This is a genomic window from Wolbachia endosymbiont of Ostrinia scapulalis (genome assembly GCF_023559145.1).
Lineage (GTDB): Bacteria > Pseudomonadota > Alphaproteobacteria > Rickettsiales > Anaplasmataceae > Wolbachia.
The window spans coordinates 443,310-461,125 of the sequence record NZ_CP096926.1 but is presented as its reverse complement, the minus strand read 5'-3'; the positions used below and the strand labels follow the sequence as shown (position 1 = coordinate 461,125).

General features: G+C 33.3%; 13 protein-coding genes and 4 pseudogenes. 7 read left to right on the top strand and 10 right to left on the bottom strand.

Annotation, left to right across the window (positions count from 1 at the left end; all coding sequences use genetic code 11):
* Positions 1–82 precede the first annotated feature (82 nt).
* The 3 genes from prfA to M1L26_RS02355 all read left to right on the top strand — a co-directional run bounded on the left by prfA (position 83) and on the right by M1L26_RS02355 (position 1,737).
* Positions 83–1,174, top strand: coding sequence for a peptide chain release factor 1 (gene prfA, locus M1L26_RS02365; protein ID WP_010401258.1), 1,092 nt, complete (start codon positions 83–85; stop codon positions 1,172–1,174).
* Between the two features lie 118 nt (positions 1,175–1,292).
* A complete protein-coding gene (locus tag M1L26_RS02360) occupies positions 1,293–1,568 on the top strand; it encodes a hypothetical protein (RefSeq protein ID WP_246433219.1) in 276 nt (91 codons plus the stop codon).
* Positions 1,561–1,737 (top strand): hypothetical protein, encoded by a 177-nt coding sequence (locus M1L26_RS02355; RefSeq protein WP_246433220.1) that lies wholly within the window; start codon positions 1,561–1,563, stop codon positions 1,735–1,737. The genes M1L26_RS02360 and M1L26_RS02355 overlap by 8 nt, the downstream gene beginning before the upstream one ends.
* A gap of 363 nt (positions 1,738–2,100) precedes the next feature.
* Here M1L26_RS02355 and M1L26_RS02350 read toward each other — a convergent pair whose 3' ends face one another.
* Positions 2,101–3,030, bottom strand: a complete 930-nt coding sequence (locus M1L26_RS02350) for an AEC family transporter (RefSeq protein WP_211908347.1) — start codon at positions 3,028–3,030, stop codon at positions 2,101–2,103.
* A gap of 253 nt (positions 3,031–3,283) precedes the next feature.
* Entirely contained in the window at positions 3,284–3,841 is a 558-nt protein-coding gene (locus M1L26_RS02345; protein ID WP_211908348.1) for a GNAT family N-acetyltransferase, read from the bottom strand.
* A 16-nt stretch (positions 3,842–3,857) separates the two neighbouring features.
* Here M1L26_RS02345 and M1L26_RS02340 point away from each other — a divergent pair, with 16 nt between their 5' ends.
* Positions 3,858–5,018: a multidrug effflux MFS transporter gene (locus M1L26_RS02340; RefSeq protein ID WP_211908350.1), complete on the top strand. Its 1,161-nt coding sequence runs from the start codon at positions 3,858–3,860 to the stop codon at positions 5,016–5,018.
* A 440-nt stretch (positions 5,019–5,458) separates the two neighbouring features.
* On the opposite strand, the pseudogene M1L26_RS02335 reads toward M1L26_RS02340, so the two are convergent.
* Positions 5,459–6,287 (bottom strand): annotated as a pseudogene (locus M1L26_RS02335) (Mur ligase domain-containing protein); the annotation flags it as partial.
* A gap of 26 nt (positions 6,288–6,313) precedes the next feature.
* On the opposite strand from M1L26_RS02335, the gene M1L26_RS02330 reads away from it, so the two are divergent.
* Positions 6,314–6,982, top strand: a complete 669-nt coding sequence (locus M1L26_RS02330) for a septal ring lytic transglycosylase RlpA family protein (protein ID WP_012481726.1) — start codon at positions 6,314–6,316, stop codon at positions 6,980–6,982.
* A 224-nt stretch (positions 6,983–7,206) separates the two neighbouring features.
* Here the strand turns inward: M1L26_RS02330 and M1L26_RS02325 are convergent, their stop codons facing one another.
* Positions 7,207–7,842, bottom strand: coding sequence for a hypothetical protein (locus M1L26_RS02325; protein WP_250120345.1), 636 nt, complete (start codon positions 7,840–7,842; stop codon positions 7,207–7,209).
* Positions 7,843–8,003: 161 nt separating this feature from the next.
* On the opposite strand from M1L26_RS02325, the gene ubiH reads away from it, so the two are divergent.
* Positions 8,004–9,152: a 2-octaprenyl-6-methoxyphenyl hydroxylase gene (gene ubiH, locus M1L26_RS02320; RefSeq protein ID WP_250120344.1), complete on the top strand. Its 1,149-nt coding sequence runs from the start codon at positions 8,004–8,006 to the stop codon at positions 9,150–9,152.
* Between the two features lie 211 nt (positions 9,153–9,363).
* On the opposite strand, the pseudogene M1L26_RS06545 reads toward ubiH, so the two are convergent.
* The 4 genes and pseudogenes from M1L26_RS06545 to M1L26_RS02290 form a co-directional block, all read right to left on the bottom strand.
* Positions 9,364–10,312 (bottom strand): annotated as a pseudogene (locus tag M1L26_RS06545) (IS5 family transposase).
* A gap of 170 nt (positions 10,313–10,482) precedes the next feature.
* Complete coding sequence (locus M1L26_RS02305; protein WP_250120343.1) at positions 10,483–11,790, bottom strand: AAA family ATPase; 1,308 nt, start codon at positions 11,788–11,790, stop codon at positions 10,483–10,485.
* 317 nt (positions 11,791–12,107) lie between these two features.
* Positions 12,108–12,827, bottom strand: a pseudogene (locus M1L26_RS02300) (ankyrin repeat domain-containing protein); the annotation flags it as partial.
* 21 nt (positions 12,828–12,848) lie between these two features.
* Positions 12,849–13,166, bottom strand: a complete 318-nt coding sequence (locus M1L26_RS02290; RefSeq protein WP_250120342.1) for an ankyrin repeat domain-containing protein — start codon at positions 13,164–13,166, stop codon at positions 12,849–12,851.
* Positions 13,167–13,649: 483 nt separating this feature from the next.
* Between M1L26_RS02290 and M1L26_RS02285 the strand changes: the two are divergent.
* A pseudogene (locus M1L26_RS02285) lies at positions 13,650–13,881 on the top strand (transposase); the annotation flags it as partial.
* A 165-nt stretch (positions 13,882–14,046) separates the two neighbouring features.
* Here the strand turns inward: M1L26_RS02285 and M1L26_RS02280 are convergent.
* Positions 14,047–14,751 (bottom strand): ComF family protein, encoded by a 705-nt coding sequence (locus M1L26_RS02280; protein ID WP_211907982.1) that lies wholly within the window; start codon positions 14,749–14,751, stop codon positions 14,047–14,049.
* Between the two features lie 51 nt (positions 14,752–14,802).
* Positions 14,803–17,616 carry an excinuclease ABC subunit UvrA gene (gene uvrA / locus M1L26_RS02275; protein WP_211907979.1) on the bottom strand — a complete coding sequence of 938 codons (2,814 nt, stop codon included), beginning with the start codon at positions 17,614–17,616 and terminating at the stop codon, positions 14,803–14,805.
* Positions 17,617–17,816 lie beyond the last annotated feature (200 nt).

Genomic DNA, 17,816 nt, shown 5'->3' with positions numbered 1-17,816 from the left:
TAGTGTTATTGCTTGATATAAGAAATTTTTTATTTCAGTATATATTACTTACTTAAACAGCTGAAAACTAGGCCTGTACTATATGGATATAGAGAATAATTTACAAGACTTAAAAAAAAAGTTTTCTGATGTAGAGAGAAATCTGGAAAACCCTACCAATTTGAGTCAAAAAGAATTCGTTAGTTTTTCAAAGGAATACTCTGAACTCAGACCAATTATCGAGATAATCGATGAATATAATATATTAAAAGAGGAAATTTCAGATTTAGAAGAAATCATGAAAGATGAGAACAGCGATGGTGATATAAAAGAGTTAGCAAAAGAAGAACTTCTTGAGAAGCAAAAGATACTATTACCAAAAGTAAAAGCAAAACTAAAGTTGGCATTATTACCCAAAGATGAAGATGACTCAAGAAATGCAATATTAGAAATTAGAGCAGGCACAGGCGGAGAAGAAGCAGCATTATTTGCAGCGATGTTATTTCGTATGTATCAAAAATATGCAGAAAGAAGAAATTGGAAGTTTGAGCCAATAAGTATTTCTAATACAGGTATAGGTGGCTATAAGGAAGCTTCTGCACTCATTAATGGAACAGAAGTTTTTGCAAGACTGAAATTTGAGTCAGGGGTGCACAGAGTACAAAGAGTGCCAGAAACTGAATCCTCAGGAAGATTGCACACTTCCGCAGCTACTGTTGCAATATTACCTGAAGTAGAAGAGGTTGACTTTGAAATAGAAGAAAAAGATTTACGCATAGATGTTTATAGATCCAGTGGTCCTGGAGGGCAATCAGTGAATACAACTGACAGCGCAGTAAGGGTCACCCACTTGCCAACAGGGATAGTTGTAATACAGCAAGATGAAAAATCGCAGCACAAAAATAAGGCTAAAGCGCTCAAAGTGTTGAGAGCAAGGCTATACGAAATTGAAAGACAAAAAAAAGAAATGGAAAGGTCAACAATGAGGAAAAGCCAAATTGGTTCTGGAGATCGCTCTGAACGTATAAGAACTTATAACTTTCCACAATCAAGAATAACAGATCATAGAATTAATCTCACTTCACATCGACTAGAACAGATTATAAAAGAAGGTGAACTAGATGAATTTATTGAGGCATTGATTTCACGAAATGAAGCAGAAAGGTTGACTGGAGGGGGTAATGTTACTTTTTGATGGAAATTTGAAACAAAGCATAGGTATCAGGTTAAAAAGAAGTAAAGTTAGTTGTTCATAAGGTTGACAATTATTTAAATTTATGCTGTAATTAGCAGCTCTATAACTTACAGAAACCATGGAAGTTGAATTGAATCAATATGTTAATAGTAACACCTTAGAGTTAAATAATCTATATGTATATATGGAAAAGCTAGTAAACTTTTTACAGAAAAAGCAAAATATTACAAGCTTGACTTTATCTAATTGTTATATTGATGCTCAGTGCGGAGAAGTTTTAAATGAAGCATTAGAGAATATTAATCTTCCAAATATTACTGAGTGTAAATTAACTTCTAGCATTATTGGCGCAGAAGGCTCAATAGCAATCACTAAATTGTTAAAGAATGGGTAACTTTCCAAATCTTGTTAAACTTGATTTAATTTCTAATGATATTGATGTTGAAAGTAGAATAATATTAATGAGTGCGCTAAGGGGTGGTAGTTTTTCAAATATTAAAGAATTTAATTTACTTTATGATAACGTTTGCAAAGAAGGCATAGCAGCATTACGTGAATCATAGAACAACAATATGCTTCCAAATCTTATTAAGTTTAGTTTTCCCTTTAGTATTACTAATGATAACAAAGATATGGAAATGTCAAGCGAATACCTATTCGGTTAATAGCATCATATAGAAAAAGGCAAGTTACATTTATTTGTTGCTGCTCATAGAACATCCAAATTCAACTATAGACCTGCTAAAAGGTGTAGGAAATCTTACTGCTATTGACATTATTGCGAAAATTCCATCAATTGATAACTTCCTATTCTGTGTAAAAAAATAAGAAAGGAGAGGAAAAAAGGATTAGTTTCTTTTATGATTATCCAAGAAGTCTATTCTAAATTCAAGTTTTGTGAATAGGCCTAGCGCTTAAATTTTTGATCAAAAAGGGACAAGTTTAGTAAAAAATAATGATATTATAAGTGGAACATAAAATAGTCCCACTGCAGTACTAATTAGGAGCAATAAAGTAGCTTTATCTGGTTGGTAATTTAAAATATTAGCAAGTATTATACTGGATCCAGAAATCGGAATAATAGCCAGTAACATCAGTGCTTTATAGATGCTTTCATCGTATATACCTGTAACATGCTTGTCTAGCAAGACAATTCCCAAAACAAATAACGGCCAGAATATGTACTTTGCTACAATAGTGGTCAAGGCAAGCTTCCAATCTACTTTAAAATTTGTAATTTGTGCAATACTTACTCCAAGCAGCACCATTCCTAATGTGATAAATGTACTTCTGATATTTATCATAACATCTGTCAAAAAAGTGGGTATTTGTATATCATATATACTTAAAAAGAAACCTAGAATCATTGCATATAATGAGGGAAGTTTGAGTAACTTTAATACGCATTCTTTTGCAGTATAGATACCATTTGCAGCTATATAAAATCCCAAGCTATTTTCAAATAGTGCCATTCCTATGTAACAGACAACATACACAGACACTGAATCTTCATCAAATAAAGCAATGGCAATCGGTAGACCAAAATAACCCATACTTGTGCTGCCCGAGCTAAACGCTAATATGTTTCTCGTGTTGTCCTTAAATAAAAAAGAAGAAAGATAATACACTGATAAAGACATAGTACTACCTATAAACCATATCAAAATCGGCAGAGAAATTACTTTTAAATTAACTTCTGTATGAGATACTCCGTATAAAATCACTATTGGATTAGCTATATAAAAGAGTATTTGAGATATAGTATTTCTATCAATTTTAAGATATCTTCCTGCTAAGTAACCAATAAGTATTGTAATGTAAATAGGTAATATTTTGAGGAAAAGAGTAAAGAACATACTAGCCTATTGTGATATCTTTGCTGATAAAGTGATATTAGATTTTAAGGTATTATAAAAGTAAGTAAAATTTATTTTCCAATTAATCAAGTTCATAGTTAGTTAAAAAAGATTCACTGAGTGCCAAAATTTGTTCTTATATAGGACTTAATAATGATATTTTTATGATTAAATTATGTTAAGTTTGTATAAAGCTCCTTGTATATTGTTATAAACCACTTGTAGTAATTTAGGTAGATTGTTGAAAAAACACTCATCTTGAATGGTTCTCAGGAATTCTTGCCTTAATCATTAAAATCGCACTATCACTTTCCATAATTTTTTTAAAGCCAACTTTTTCGTAAACACGGATTGCACAAACATTTGCTATACCTGGGTCGACAAAGGCATTCTCATAAACTTTAAAGACAAATTTGTTTAAAAATATATTCAAAGCTTGTGAACCAACTCCTTTACCTACATAATTCAGCTCTCCGATATACCAGTCTATAGCAGCACAACTTTCTGGAAGTTCTAAAGTGTTATAGACCTGTTCAGGTGGGAAATCATGTTTGTTGTAATATTGAATATAACCAATATCAACTCCATCACAATTAATAATGAATGCGTGCATTGGTTTTTCAATAATTTGTGTCTTAGATTTCAAACGTTTGAATCCTTTAACGTAGTTGCTATATTTTTTCTCAATTAACTCTGGTGTCCAATTTATATCCGCATCCCACCACTTCTTTATATGGTGTGTTTCTACCCATTTTAATAATAGTGAAAAATGTTCTTCTTTCAACGCTTTAAATGTGATATTTTTATTCATTAATTAAAGATTTTAAGTGTTACTACCGTTTTTATTAATTCTATCTCTAATTGCTAAGTTCATTGAAATTGATATTTCTGTACCTAGTTTTCCTGATATAGTACGCTATTTTAACATACCGGAAGGCACAATTCAATTAACTATTGCTTATAATTTTTTAGGCGTTTGCATAGGAGGGTTATTTTTTGGTCCATTGTCTGAATGCTATGGAAGAAGAAGGATGATGATCATAGGCAACACTTTGCTACTCATCGGTGCTGTTGGCTGTATTTTTGCGCTGTCAGTTTCTTGGCTTTTAATCTCTCGCTTTATTCAAGGCATTGGTGTTAGCACATCTGTAGTTGTGTTTGCAATTATTGCAGACAGCTATAAAGGCAACGAAGCAGTAAAATTTATTGGAATCATGAATTCTATTCTCACAGTTCTCATAGCAATTGCACCAGTATTAGGCAGTTTCATCAACAAAATTGTTGGGTGGCGTGGCAACTATGCAAGTGTTGCAATACTTTGTTTCATCTCTTGGGTTTTGCTGCTTTTTCTGTTACCAGAAACAAAAAAGGACCGTGATATTTTTAGTCTAAAAAAAATGATGAAAGACTATAAAAAATTATTATCAAGTTCAAAATTTATGGTGTTGTCTTTGGCACAGAGCCTTTTTTCTGCGGCTTATATGTCATTCATTACTTGTGGCCCTTTTTTGTATATGGAAACTTTTGGTTTATCCAGCACTATTTATGCGCTACATCAAGGTGCAATGGTTGGATCTTTCTCACTAATTAGCCTGTTTTCCAGTAAGATCTTAAAGAAACTTGGAGCAATTTGGTGTGTAATTTCCGGTACAGGCGTAATTGCTATTGGATCCCTATCACTTTTAATATTCAGTATAATCATGCCCAGTGCTTACTACTTAGTAACGCTGTCTATGGCTATTTTTTGTATTGGCTGTGGAATTTGTCAAGCAGTCATTTTCAATGCATCATTAAATATTTTCCCTGAAATGAAAGGCACAACTTCTTCTGCAATTTCATTTATTAGAGCTTCTATCATGGCTATTTTTATCGGCTTAACAAGCTACGTTTACGATGGTCAAGCAACCAGTGTAGCTATTCTTGTTTTTTTTGCAGTAGTTCTAATTTACTGTCTATTTATTGTTTTCAAGATCTGGAAAAATCTATAATCACCATATAGATCCTTCTCATTTCTAGTTATTGCGGTAATATGTATTGTAACTTTGCCAGCTGCTCTAGATGTATCTCTTCCAAATCACCTAATCTATATTAGTTAAAGAGTATTATCTTGCTCATGCATCTAAAGTTTGAGAGCCAAATTTCAGCAATCCAATCAAATTCCAATTTTTTTCAAACAACTGTTTCTTGCTATTTTTGTACCTTAAAAAATTTAGCTTACTTTTACGCTAGCTTGTTCAAATAGCATTAGTACGATTTACTTTTTTTGAATGTAGAGATTTTCTAGGGATTGTCCTCTTAAATTCTATAGTATCTTGTTTAACATTGAAACGAGAATCCAGTTTCAAGCATTGAGGTGATGAAGAAAGGGCTGCTTTTATTCCATCCCTCTCAACTACTCGAGTAGTGGACAATGGAATACGATTACTTTCGTTTATACTAATCAGCACGTCAAATTCTATGCTATTATTGTGTTGTTTGATGTTGCTAGCTCTAATTTTACCATTTCCAAACCAAAACTTTATAGAATTACTCGCATCATGATTGATGTCTGCAGAATCAGGCAAAATAGCAAAATTCGCGTTGTTTACAAATCTAGAAAACGCATTTTTGATGTCGTTAAATGTACCGTAATGGTCTATATGGTCGTCATTAATACTTGTTACAACAGCAATATCTGCAGGAATTTTTAACATAGTTCCATCAGACTCATCAGCCTCAATTAAGAAAATGTCACTTTTGCCAAGTTTTGCATTACTCTGATAGGAATTTAATATTCCTCCAACAATTACAGTGGCGTCATCACCAGAATGATCAAAAATGGAAGCAATCATAGCTGTCGTCGTCGTCTTGCCACTTGAACCTGAAACTGCTATCACATATTTACCTTTCATAATTTTAACCAGCATGTCTGACCTATGCAAAACGGTTTTATTGCTATTTCTTGCTGCAACTAGCTCCACATTATCAGGTTTTATTGCGGAAGAATGTACAACTATTTGAGCTTGTCTAATACTACTTGCATTGTGACCAATATAGACCTCTATACCTAATTTTTGTAACCTGTCTATATTGTCGTTTGATCGCGTATCACTGCCTTGAACTTTATAACTGGAATTATGAAGAATTTCAGCAATTGCGCTCATTCCAATTCCACCTATACCGATTATATGTATTACTTCTTTTTTAGTGCTGTGCATATTTGGCAGTAGACGTTTACTTATTACTAAATTTATTATAGTATAATTTAAAACCCTCATGGTATCGAACCATTTCACTAAGTACAATGATAAAAAAACTAGCCTTTCTATGTCTAATATTCGTTTTGATGAGTAGTTGTAGTTTTAGCAATAGGTGTAATCACACCGCAGGTCATTATAAAATTGGCAATAGCTATACAATAAATGGTATCACCTACCACCCAAAATACTGTAGCTGTTATGAGGAAGTAGGAATAGCATCGTGGTATGGAATAGAAGATCATGGCACAATTACAGCTAACGGTGAAGTGTTTAATCGTCACTTGATTTCTGCAGCACATAAGACCTTGCCCCTACCCTGCTTTGTTCGTGTTACTAATTTAGAAAATGGAAGGAAGCTTGTTATAAGAGTTAATGATAGAGGGCCATTTGTTGAAGGTAGAATAATAGACTTGTCAGAAAAAGCAGCACAAGTTTTAGGACTTCATAAGTCTGGGCTTGCTAAGGTAAAAGTCGAGTACTTAAGAAAGAGGTCAGAACAATTGATACAAAATACTCCTCATTACAAAAGGCAATATGAAAAAGAAATGCAGAAACGTCACCCAAAACAAAACAATGCAGAAAGTAAGGGATATGTAGCATTTTTTGTAAACGCTCAGGTAGCTAAATCAGCTGCATCAAAGCTTCGTAATCAAGGAATAGAAAATGTTAGATTGCTTTTCAAGAATGATCAATATTGCGTAAAAGTAAGTTAAAACCTGCATTACAGATTGTGTAGCATGCCAGAAACTATTTGACAAATGAGAATGTTCCAAAAGCATGTGCGTCAAGTTGAGAAACTATCGTGAAATATAGCAATATTTAAGATTGGTATTTTATTTGTTACATTTCAGGTAGTGACAGCTACCTCAGCTATAGCTGTAAAAAATAATCTACCACTTAAGAAATTTCATTAAAAAAATAGCATAATCTTATTTCTCTAAAAAATACTATCTTCAACTTGAATATGTTGAAAAATATTTTGCGTATTATCCAAAAAGTCATCCTTTATAGCAGCTAGCTCGGATTGTTTTTGAGATAGATTATCTTCTATTGTTCTATTAAAACAATCAAGATCATTGCACTTTAGTTGAGAGCGCATGTCTCCATTTTCATATAAACCTCGTATAACGTCATAATATGCTCGAGTTACATCAGTTTCTGGTTGTTGCTTTTCTTTGAGTATTGCCTTTAATTTTGAATCTATGTCTAATTCTCTTTTTATAGCTTCAGTAGCATTTTTATGATATTTTTCATAATCTTCAAAACTTTTTAATATTTTACCTTTTACTTCATTTTGTAACATCTTTAGCAAATCTTTAGCATGAGGTTTTTCAATTTTTTCCTTCCACTCATCATACGTATATTCTTGTCGACTACCATATTTTGTATCCTGACACTCACTTCCTATGTTAAACAGCTCTTTGTTACAGATTTTATCACCCTGATAAAAGTAATCGCTTATATTAATTTTATCGCTAGTTAAAGTTTGTCTAATTGCTGCTTTATTTTCTGCAAGTTCTTCTCTGTACTTGTTAATGCAATTTAGTAATTCTTTTTTGCAATCTGTAGTCATAATCTAGCTCCTTTAATAAAATTAGACCTAATCTAGTGTAAAATAATTAATATTTTATTACTATTTTGGTTATAACTAAGATAGTAATGAGAAGTTCAGTATCTACAAAGTTCGTTTAAACTATTTTAAAAATGGGTAGAATGTAATTTTAGGTTAATAAAATGAATTACGATGTAATCATTTCAGGTAGTGGGCTAATTGGTCTTATTACTGCTATTGGCCTGAGTAATGACTCTGTATCTGTAGCCGTAATTGAGAAAAATAGTTTACCACGTGCAATTGATGATAATCGAGCATTCGCTATTTCTCAAGGATCAAAAAAAATACTAGAAAAATTAGGGATTTGGGGACTCTTAGAAGGCGAAGCTGAACCAATACTTGATATATGCATATTAGATGGAGATAGTCCATTTACTGTGCATTATGACCATAAAATGGTCGGTGAAGAGCCAATGGGCTATGTAATCAAGAGCGCTATTATATGGAATGCAATCAATAATAATTTTTTGCATAAACTCAATATATATTCTCCACGTTCCTATAAAACAATTTCTTGTGACGAAGGATACGTGGAAGTTACTCTTGATAATGATCAAAAATTGATATCATCGCTATTTATCTGCGCTGAAGGTAAAAACTCTAAGCTGCCAGAGCTGTTTTCTATACCAATGATAAAATTTGGTTATAAACAAAATAGCATGGTATTTAATGTAAAACATGAACTACATCACCAAAACTTAGCTGTAGAGCGGTTTTTTCCTGGTGGTCCATTTGCAATTTTGCCAATGAAAGGTGGCTATAATTCTTCAATAGTTTGGACAGAAAAATGCGAAATTTCAAAAATGCTGATGAGCTTATCCAAAGAGGAATTTGTCACAGAACTCAAAAAAAGATTTGGTTCTTATTTTGGAGAAATTGAATTAGAGGGTGAAAGAAGACTTTATCCTTTGAGTTTTACTTTTGCGAGAAAGCTGCATAAAAGCAGAATTTTGCTTATTGGCGATGCAGCACATTCAATCCATCCAGTTGCAGGTCAAGGACTTAATCTTGGAATGAGAGATGTAGAGAGTGTTATTAGACAAATAACTACTGCAAAAGCGTCTGGCATTGATGTTGGCAGTAATTATCTATTGAAGAAAATTTCACGTGACAGATACTTTGATAATTTTACTATGGCACTTGCAACTGATGGACTAAATAGGATATTTTCCAACAGAATATTTTGCGCTAGAGCATTTGGTTTAATGATAGTTGAAAATTCAAATTTTCTTAAAAAACGCTTCATTCGCCACGCTATGGGGTTTATATAAATCATTAGATTTCTTTCATCATAATCAGGTGTCATTAGAGTAGTTGACACTGGAGCCCAAATTCCATAATGTCATGCCAGTGCCCAGACACTGGCATCCAGAAAAATTTATAAGCAAACTTGAGCTTATGCTAAATTTGATGAAATGAAAAACTGGATTCCAGCAGGCTTTGTTGCATCACTCTTCGGATAATAGGTAACGTGGAATAAATTCATGAAGCTATCTCAAATTTAGCCATGCCTATATCAGTAAATTTGTTAAGCAAATAACACTTGAGTAGCAGTTCTCTCTCACGATTAACCTCAGATTTGTTTCTAAAACTAAACCCAAATGTTTGCTTCAGTCGCGAGAAAAAACTTTCTATATAAGATCTCTTCCCATAATTTATCTCTTTTTTCCACCTCTTCATACCATCTTCATCATATGACTTTATGAGCTTGATTGTAGAATTTCTCTCATCCATATAATCCAACTTTGGATGCTCTATTGCATTATTTTGCGGAGGAATCCTTGTCTTTATGTCAAGCTCATCGCACAGTTTGTATAACTTCTTTCGATTATATGCCCTGTCTGCATATAGTGTGCTTATATTATATTTAACATCAATCCTTGCAATAAGATCACATGCTCCATAGTGGTCAGAATAAACTCCGCCACTGTATTTTGCTGCTATAACTTTTTTGCTACCTATCTCTAGCATTACATGCAGTTTTCTTGTTTGCTCATAGCAGCGATACTTTCTATCTGTACCATTTGCCTTGCTATGACCTGGAATATTATTGTAGATCAGTACTATCTATGGCAATCTCAATATCTTCTGTATTATTTTTATCATGTCTTCGATCATTAATTTTGATGTTAAGTTTTTTAAGCCTTCTTGAGGCCTGGGAATAGCTAATAACTTGCAAGTTTTTCCTTACTTGCTCAAGGTACCCTGCTATAAATCCCGCTGTTTGTCTCAGACCTATTCTAAATAAATAAGTTATTATGTGAACCAGAATCACGACCTTATCGCTATAAATATAGTTGCCACCAGCCATTTTTGGACCTTTTTCGTACCAATTTTCTATGGCATCATTGACGTAATAAAAAATATTTCCCCTCTCTTGGAGAAATTTGTTATATTCATGGCAGTTACTGACTCTCATTTTTTGTGGCATATTTTTCTTTAGTAGGTTAAATGCTTGTCTTATAGTGAATTTTGTCAGTAACTGCCAGTTCTTTTTATTTGACCTATGCAACAAAGCCATTCCAGTGTCACGCACTGGAATGACATGATTCGAATTGTGTCACTTGCATGGCGTCATCCCAGACTGTGTAGTAATTCTCTTTATTCCTCGATTTGCCGCTTACTTCCTCGAGAAGATACATCACTCAATGAAGAGCTTACTGATGAACTTCTAGATAAGCTTCCAGATGATAGCCTTATATCCTTGTTTTTAGTTTTTCCGTTACTATGTTTCTTATCTAGCTCATCTTTTATGTTATGCTCCTTTTTGAAATTTTTACAGAAAGTGCGAAGATATTTTATTTCGCCTTCCTTTTCTGTAGTTTCGTTTATTTTATTGATTAAGCAAATCAGATTTGCCATTGCGAATCCCTTACTAGCCTGTACAAGAATTTTCATATCGCTATCTTTTAATTTTTCGAGCCGTTCTTGTAATATTTTTTGACGTGTATCGTCTTTATCCAGCCCAGGAACCTCAATACACTCCAAACGACCACCCCTAATAAGCGCAGGATCTAAATGATTCTTATGATTAGTTGCAGCAACTACCGTTATATTTTTTGAGGATAAAAACTCTCCATCCAATTTAGTGAGTAAATGAGTTAAAGGTCCTGCATTTTCAATGGAAGTGCGCTTTTTGCCAATGCCGTCAATCTCATCTATAAAAATTATACACGGACTGTTTGCCTCTGCTTTCTCAAAAACCTGATCTATATTTGATTGATTAGACAAGCAAGATGCAGAAACAGACATAAACGCAAACAGAGATTTAGTTTGATTTGCAATTGCCTTACTAATACTAGTCTTACCAGTTCCTGGTGGACCGTACAAGAGATATCCTCTGCCTTGTAACTTACAAATCCCTTTCAATTTTTCTTTTATGTTATTTGGTAATATAATATCACTAAATGTTGTATTCCACCCTCTTTCTTCACCTTTTGCATAAAATTCCATACTCAACTTTTCTTCTACTTCATCTATTGCAGTACTATTAATTAACTGTGCAAAAAGGTCACCAACCACTTTTTCTAACCCCTCCACTTTATCTTTCGTTACAAAACTATCTGAAATTCTCTCGACTTTTTTTTCTAGATCACTAAGCTTCTTTTTATTTTCTTTAGCCTCTTCATTCTCTAATTCTTCTTTACTTGACTCTTTATTTAGCTCTTTGACTTCAGCTTTCGAGTTTTCTTGAGATTTTTTACTTTGCTCAATCATTTTATATGAAAACACAATTACTACTGCAGAAAGCGCAAACAAAATAAAAATAACAGGGGGAGCTATATTTAAAGCTGCAACTGAAGATAAAAATGCAACGTAAGGAGCTACAGCAAAAACTCCAGATGTAATTAATGTAAGAGAAGCAATAGCACCAGCTATAAAAAAAGGTATATTAGCTCTACTAGACATATTTTAGCTTATAAACAGTGAATTTATAAATAATACATTTAAAGAGTACAAGCTTTTCATAGTAAAGCAAGACTAACTAAAGAGATAACTCAAGGTGTCCTTAATCAATCTATAATCGAGGTATTATGCAGTATTAAGATATAAGATGGTATGTTGTATTTTTAATTCAGTGTTCTTTTTCTTTCATTCCAGGGTACTGGAATGATAGATGCTATGATAAGAAATTCAATAACTTAAAGTAGGTAATTAAAGCCTCTAATTAAGATCTAAATCTATAGTTATTATAAGCAACACTAAAGAAGTGCGGAAGTAAAAAGTTACGAAAGAGCATTATGTATACGTATGCTTTGTAGATCTACACTTTGCCACCCTTCTGTTAAGCTTTGCCTCCCTTCCATTACGTTTTGTCGCTCTTTTATTTCTTTTATTTCGTTATCGAATTTTGACATTAGATATTTAGCATAACCAGATGTTAATGCTGTTGATGCAGATACAGCTATTGCTGCCGTAACAGATGTTAATGTAATTTCCATTGTCTCGGTTATAAAAAGCGTCGATGTTACAAAATTCCCTAACATGGCAACTAAGCCACCAACAACTACACTACCTTGAACTACTTTATTTTTTAAAAACTCTTTTATACTCTCTACCGTATCTTCTTGGTGATTTATAATGGCATAATACAAAGGAGTTTTCTGCAAACTATCTTTTTCATAAACATCTGCACCTCTGTCTAGTAGAGCATCTACTATCTCTAAATAGCCATTTTTAGCAGCATAATGCAAAGGAGTACTACCATTTCTATCTTTTACATGAACACTTGCGCCTTCAGCTAACAGAGCATCTACTACCTCTACATGGTTACTTAAAGTAGCATAATGCAAAGGAGTACTACCATTTTCATCTTTTACATTAATATCTGCACCTGTTTTTAGTAGAACATTTACTACATCTATGAGTTCATATATAGTAGCATAATGCAAAGGAGTACTACCACCTCTGTCTTTTACATTAACATCAGCACCTTTTTTTAGTAGAGCATTTACTACACCTACACATCAACTATAAACGGCATGATGCAAAGCAGTCTCTCTATTTTCACCTTCTACATGAACATCCGCATGCCTATCTAATAAAACATTCACTAAATCCTTACAGCCAGCTGCTGCAGCTGCAATTAATAATGTAAATTCGGTATCAGGATCACTTTGGATGAATCTATGATTTATACTAAAATTTTTATTTTCCCACTCTTGATACGCTATTCTATCTTCCCTTCGCAATACTTCTTTTATTTTATTAATTACGTTATCTTTATTTACACTTGCATCTTTATCAATTGCACTTAATATCTTTTTCAGATTTTCAAAATCCATCTTTACCTCCTATAACTTTACGTTGCAGTTACTACACAATTACAAACAAAAGTAAACACATTTTTGGAAATTATTTAGAAAAAGAATCCATTAAAAAAGTCAGTGATTTGCAATAAATAACTGATCCATTTAATTGAAAGAAATATGTGATGTAACTATAGTCATTATAAACAACAATAGAAAAAACACGGAAGTAAAAAATTTATATTGATCTTATCATGTTTATTATTAGCATAATTATAAACATGGGAAAGCAAATACAAGTCAACTTATCTAAAAAAAATAGTGAGAGGGTCTTATCTGGCGCAAAATGGATGGCCAACCTTAGTGAAAATTATTTTGCATCATTGAATAATAACAGCATTAAACCAGCCAGCTCTATAAGAAAACTAATAGAGGCTTTTTTACTTGTTCCAATTATTATATCCACTGCTATTACACTAGCATGTACCTATTTTTTTCTGAATGCAGTGAGTATTCAAAAATATGATTGCAGCTTTGAATAAGGGAAAAATTATGGCGCCTATGATTTTTGAAGGCTATTGCGATACAGACGTTTTTAATAGCTAGTTCAAGCTTTATTGCTGGGTGATTTTGGATAATGCAACTTTTTATAGAAAATAAGTGAATTTGTTAAAAGTATCGGTGCTGAAGTTATATATCTGCCTCCATATTCTCCTGATTTTAATCAAACCATTGGTTTGCTATAAAAAATTGAGCCAGAAAGAATATCCAGCTATTCGAACTATTAGAAAAAGGGCTATAATTATAGGCTCAGTATACACTATAACTAGAATTTTTTTAAGAGAAATGATACAGAAGTTAGTACTAAGAAACTAAACAGTTTTCAAAAATGAAAATTATACCTTAAAGCTGATTTTCATACAGTTCTTGCAAGCGATAGCACTCTCACTTCTCTTGCACCAGAGTTTAAAATTTCCTGAGAGCAAGACCTTGCAGTTGCACCAGTTGTTACTACATCATCAACCAATATCACGATTTTGTTTTTGATAATTTCGCTGTTGCTTATTTTAAAAGCCTTTCTCAAATTTTTTTCACGCCTTTTAAGTGAAAGACCAGCTTGAGGTACAGTGTGACGAATACGTTTTATTGCAAATGGTGTATAAGATAAGTAAGATAACTTACTTAATTCCTTCGCGAGCAATGCTGCTTGATTATATTTACGTTTAAATAAGCGTATTTTATGTAGCGGTATGGGAATTATGACCTCTGCATTTTGAAACATGTCTTTGTTAGCTTTGTACATCCACTTTGCGTAGACTTTCATGTAGTTTAAGTTATCAAAAAATTTAAAATTTATAATCATATTTTTGCTATGTTCATCGTAGGCAAAAACTGATCTTAATACTTTAAATGGTGAAGGGTTACTGATGCATCTACCACATGTATCAATGTTATCTGGAATTACTACACCACAAACATTACAGTAATGCTTAGTTAAAAAATTGATTTTTTTATTGCATTCACTACATAAATCATAACTTTTATCAATTATACGTTCACAACTTACGCATACGTTTGGAAATATGAGATCTGTAGCTTTTTTTAATAAGAGAAGATTCATGAATTAAATATGTTAGGTATACCTTTTAAAATGCTCCTCATAACCTAATTATTAAGAAATAGTCGATACTTGATCCAATAAATATGTTTTAAGATACTTGCCTGTAACGCTTTTTGGAGTCTGTGCAACTTTTTCTGGAGTTCCTACAGCAACCACTTCGCCACCTTTTACTCCACCCTCTGGACCAATATCTATTATGTAATCAGCAGTTTTTATAACATGTAAATTGTGCTCAATAACTATAACAGTATTTCCTAAATCAACTAGCCTATGGAGTATTTTCAGTAAATTATTTACATCTTCAAAATGTAACCCAGTTGTTGGCTCATCGAGAATATACAATGTTTTCCCGGTAAATCGCTTTGATAGTTCCTTAGACAGCTTTATTCGTTGTGCTTCACCCCCGGACAACGTTGTTGACGACTGTCCAAGCGTTATATAACCAAGCCCTACTTCCTGTAAAGAAATCAACTTTTCCTTTATCATTGGAAGATTTTCAAAAAAGTCACATGCTTGATCTATTGTCATATCAAGCACATCAGAAATTGATTTTCCCTTGTAAGTAACTTCCAATGTTTCTCGGTTATACCTCTGTCCTCTACATTGCTCACATTTCACATAAACGTCCGGTAGGAAATGCATCTCGATCTTTAAATGCCCATCACCTTTACAAGCTTCACATCTTCCTCCCTTGGTATTAAATGAAAATCGGCCTATATTGTAACCTCGTGCCTTCGACTCTGGGAGACCTGCAAACCAATTTCTGATGTGAGTAAACATACCAACATATGTTGCTGGATTTGATGCTGGGGTCCTACCAATTGGTGACTGATCAACTTCTATAATTTTATCTATATACTCAAGGCCTTCTATTTTATCGCATTTACCATGCTTTGCAGATGAATGATTTATCTTCTGTGCTGAGTATTTATATAGTGTTTCTATTACTAAACTTGATTTTCCTCCTCCTGATATTCCAGTAACACAAATAAGATTCCCTATAGGAAATTCAACATTTATATTTTTTAAGTTATTCTCACATGCGTTAACTACCTTTATGAACTGAGTTGTTTGCTTTCTTCTTTTTGAAATTGAAATTTCCTTCTTTCCACTTAAATACTGTCCTGTTATGCTCTCTGAATTTTTTTGTACCTGATGTGGTGTTCCTTCTGCAACGATTTTTCCTCCATTCACGCCAGCTCCAGGACCAATATCAATCACATAATCAGCAGCCATTATTGTGTCTTCATCATGTTCAACAACAATCACAGTATTACCCATGTCTCTCAGATTTTTAAGTGTGGCAATTAATCGATCATTATCACATTGATGAAGGCCAATTGAGGGTTCGTCAAGCACGTATAGCACTCCTGTTAAACCAGAACCAATTTGCGAAGCAAGCCTGATCCTCTGGCTTTCACCACCAGAGAGAGTGCTAGATTCACGGTCAAGTGTAAGGTAATTTAGCCCTACATTCTTTAAAAATGTCAGCCTTTTGATTATTTCGTTTAATATTTTATTTGAAATTTGCCTTTGTTGTTCTGTAAGTTTATCTGATAAATTTCCAAACCACTTAAGGGATTCATCGATGCTGAGCCTTGATATTTCACCTATATGTTTTTCATCAATTTTCACTGTAAGTGCTTCTTTTCTCAATCTATAGCCAGCACATTCTTTGCAGTCAGTAACAGAACAATACCTATCAATAAGTGATGCATCGTAATCCATCTGGCGTTCTAGGATACTGACCAAACCTTGAAATTTCATTTCTCTAGAGCCAAAAAGTATTAAATCCTTCACTTTTTGGTCTATATTCTTCCACGGAACATCAAGGCTAAATTTGCAATTTTCAGCCAGTGATAGAATTGCATTTTTTAGCAATCCATAGTTTGTATGCACTTGACGGAATATTGATCCAATTGGCTTTAAAGCACCTTCAGATATCGAGAGCGTTTCATCTGGCACTATTAGCTTTGCATCAACACTTAGTTTTTTACCGAGCCCATTGCATGAACTGCATGCACCGTAGGGGCTGTTAAAAGAAAACAATCTTGGCTCTATTTCTTCAAGAGTAAAGCCAGACTCAGGACATGCAAAATTCTCTGAGAAAGTTAAAGTTTGACCATTTTTATACTCGGAATTGTGGTTATCAGGTAAGTTCACTATTTCTGCATACATTAAGCCATGGCCCAGACTCAATGCTGATTCTACACTGCTTGGTAGTCGATTTCCTATATCATCTGATATGGAGATTCTATCTGCAATAACAAAAATATCATGTTTCTTGTTTTTATCGAGTTTAGGCAAGTCATCTATATTGTATGTTTCACCATCTATTTTTAGTCTCACGTAACCCTGCTTTTTAATTTCCAATATCTCTTTGAAGTGCTCTCCTTTTCTGCCACGCACAATAGGAGCAAGTATATATATTTTAGTTTCTAAAGGTAATGCTATAATAGTATCTACAATTTGAGATACAGCCTGTTTCGTTATTGGCAACCCAGTTACAGGCGAATAAGGTATTCCTACTCGTGCATATATCAAACGTACATAATCGTAAATTTCAGTAACGGTTCCAACAGTTGATCTTGGATTTTTTGAGATCGACTTTTGATTAATTGATATTGCAGGAGAGAGGCCTGTGATTGACTCAACATCTGGTTTATCTTGAATATTAAGAAATTGACGTGCATAAGCCGATAGACTTTCGACGTATCGGCGTTGGCCTTCTGCATAAATCGTATCGAATGCGAGGCTAGACTTACCAGAACCACTTAGTCCAGTTATAACAACTAACTTATTTTTTGGTATATTGACATCAATACCCTGCAAATTATGCTCTCTTGCACCTTTAACTCTGATCATACTTCATGTACCTTTGACCATTACAGCCTCAAAATACATAAACTTACAACAACTTTCTACTAATTTTTTCAACTATTACGGAAAACGAGATAGCACAACTAGTGCAAAACATTTTGCCACACAACTATATAAACATCTGTTTTCGCCAAGTTAGTTCGTACAATAAATGGTGTCATAAAAGTATGTTTTCTACAATCTCA

Bases quoted from the DNA above. Each gene is read 5' to 3' on its own strand.
- prfA (WP_010401258.1), top strand. From the start codon at position 83: ATGGATATAGAGAATAATTTACAAGACTTAAAAAAAAAGTTTTCTGAT.
- M1L26_RS02355 (WP_246433220.1), top strand. From the start codon at position 1,561: ATGGGTAACTTTCCAAATCTTGTTAAACTTGATTTAATTTCTAATGAT.
- M1L26_RS02325 (WP_250120345.1), bottom strand. From the start codon at position 7,842: ATGACTACAGATTGCAAAAAAGAATTACTAAATTGCATTAACAAGTAC.
- M1L26_RS02350 (WP_211908347.1), bottom strand. From the start codon at position 3,030: ATGTTCTTTACTCTTTTCCTCAAAATATTACCTATTTACATTACAATA.
- uvrA (WP_211907979.1), bottom strand. From the start codon at position 17,616: ATGATCAGAGTTAAAGGTGCAAGAGAGCATAATTTGCAGGGTATTGAT.
- ubiH (WP_250120344.1), top strand. From the start codon at position 8,004: ATGAATTACGATGTAATCATTTCAGGTAGTGGGCTAATTGGTCTTATT.
- M1L26_RS02305 (WP_250120343.1), bottom strand. From the start codon at position 11,790: ATGTCTAGTAGAGCTAATATACCTTTTTTTATAGCTGGTGCTATTGCT.
- M1L26_RS02360 (WP_246433219.1), top strand. From the start codon at position 1,293: ATGGAAGTTGAATTGAATCAATATGTTAATAGTAACACCTTAGAGTTA.
- M1L26_RS02345 (WP_211908348.1), bottom strand. From the start codon at position 3,841: ATGAATAAAAATATCACATTTAAAGCGTTGAAAGAAGAACATTTTTCA.
- M1L26_RS02330 (WP_012481726.1), top strand. From the start codon at position 6,314: ATGATAAAAAAACTAGCCTTTCTATGTCTAATATTCGTTTTGATGAGT.
- M1L26_RS02280 (WP_211907982.1), bottom strand. From the start codon at position 14,751: ATGAATCTTCTCTTATTAAAAAAAGCTACAGATCTCATATTTCCAAAC.
- M1L26_RS02290 (WP_250120342.1), bottom strand. From the start codon at position 13,166: ATGGATTTTGAAAATCTGAAAAAGATATTAAGTGCAATTGATAAAGAT.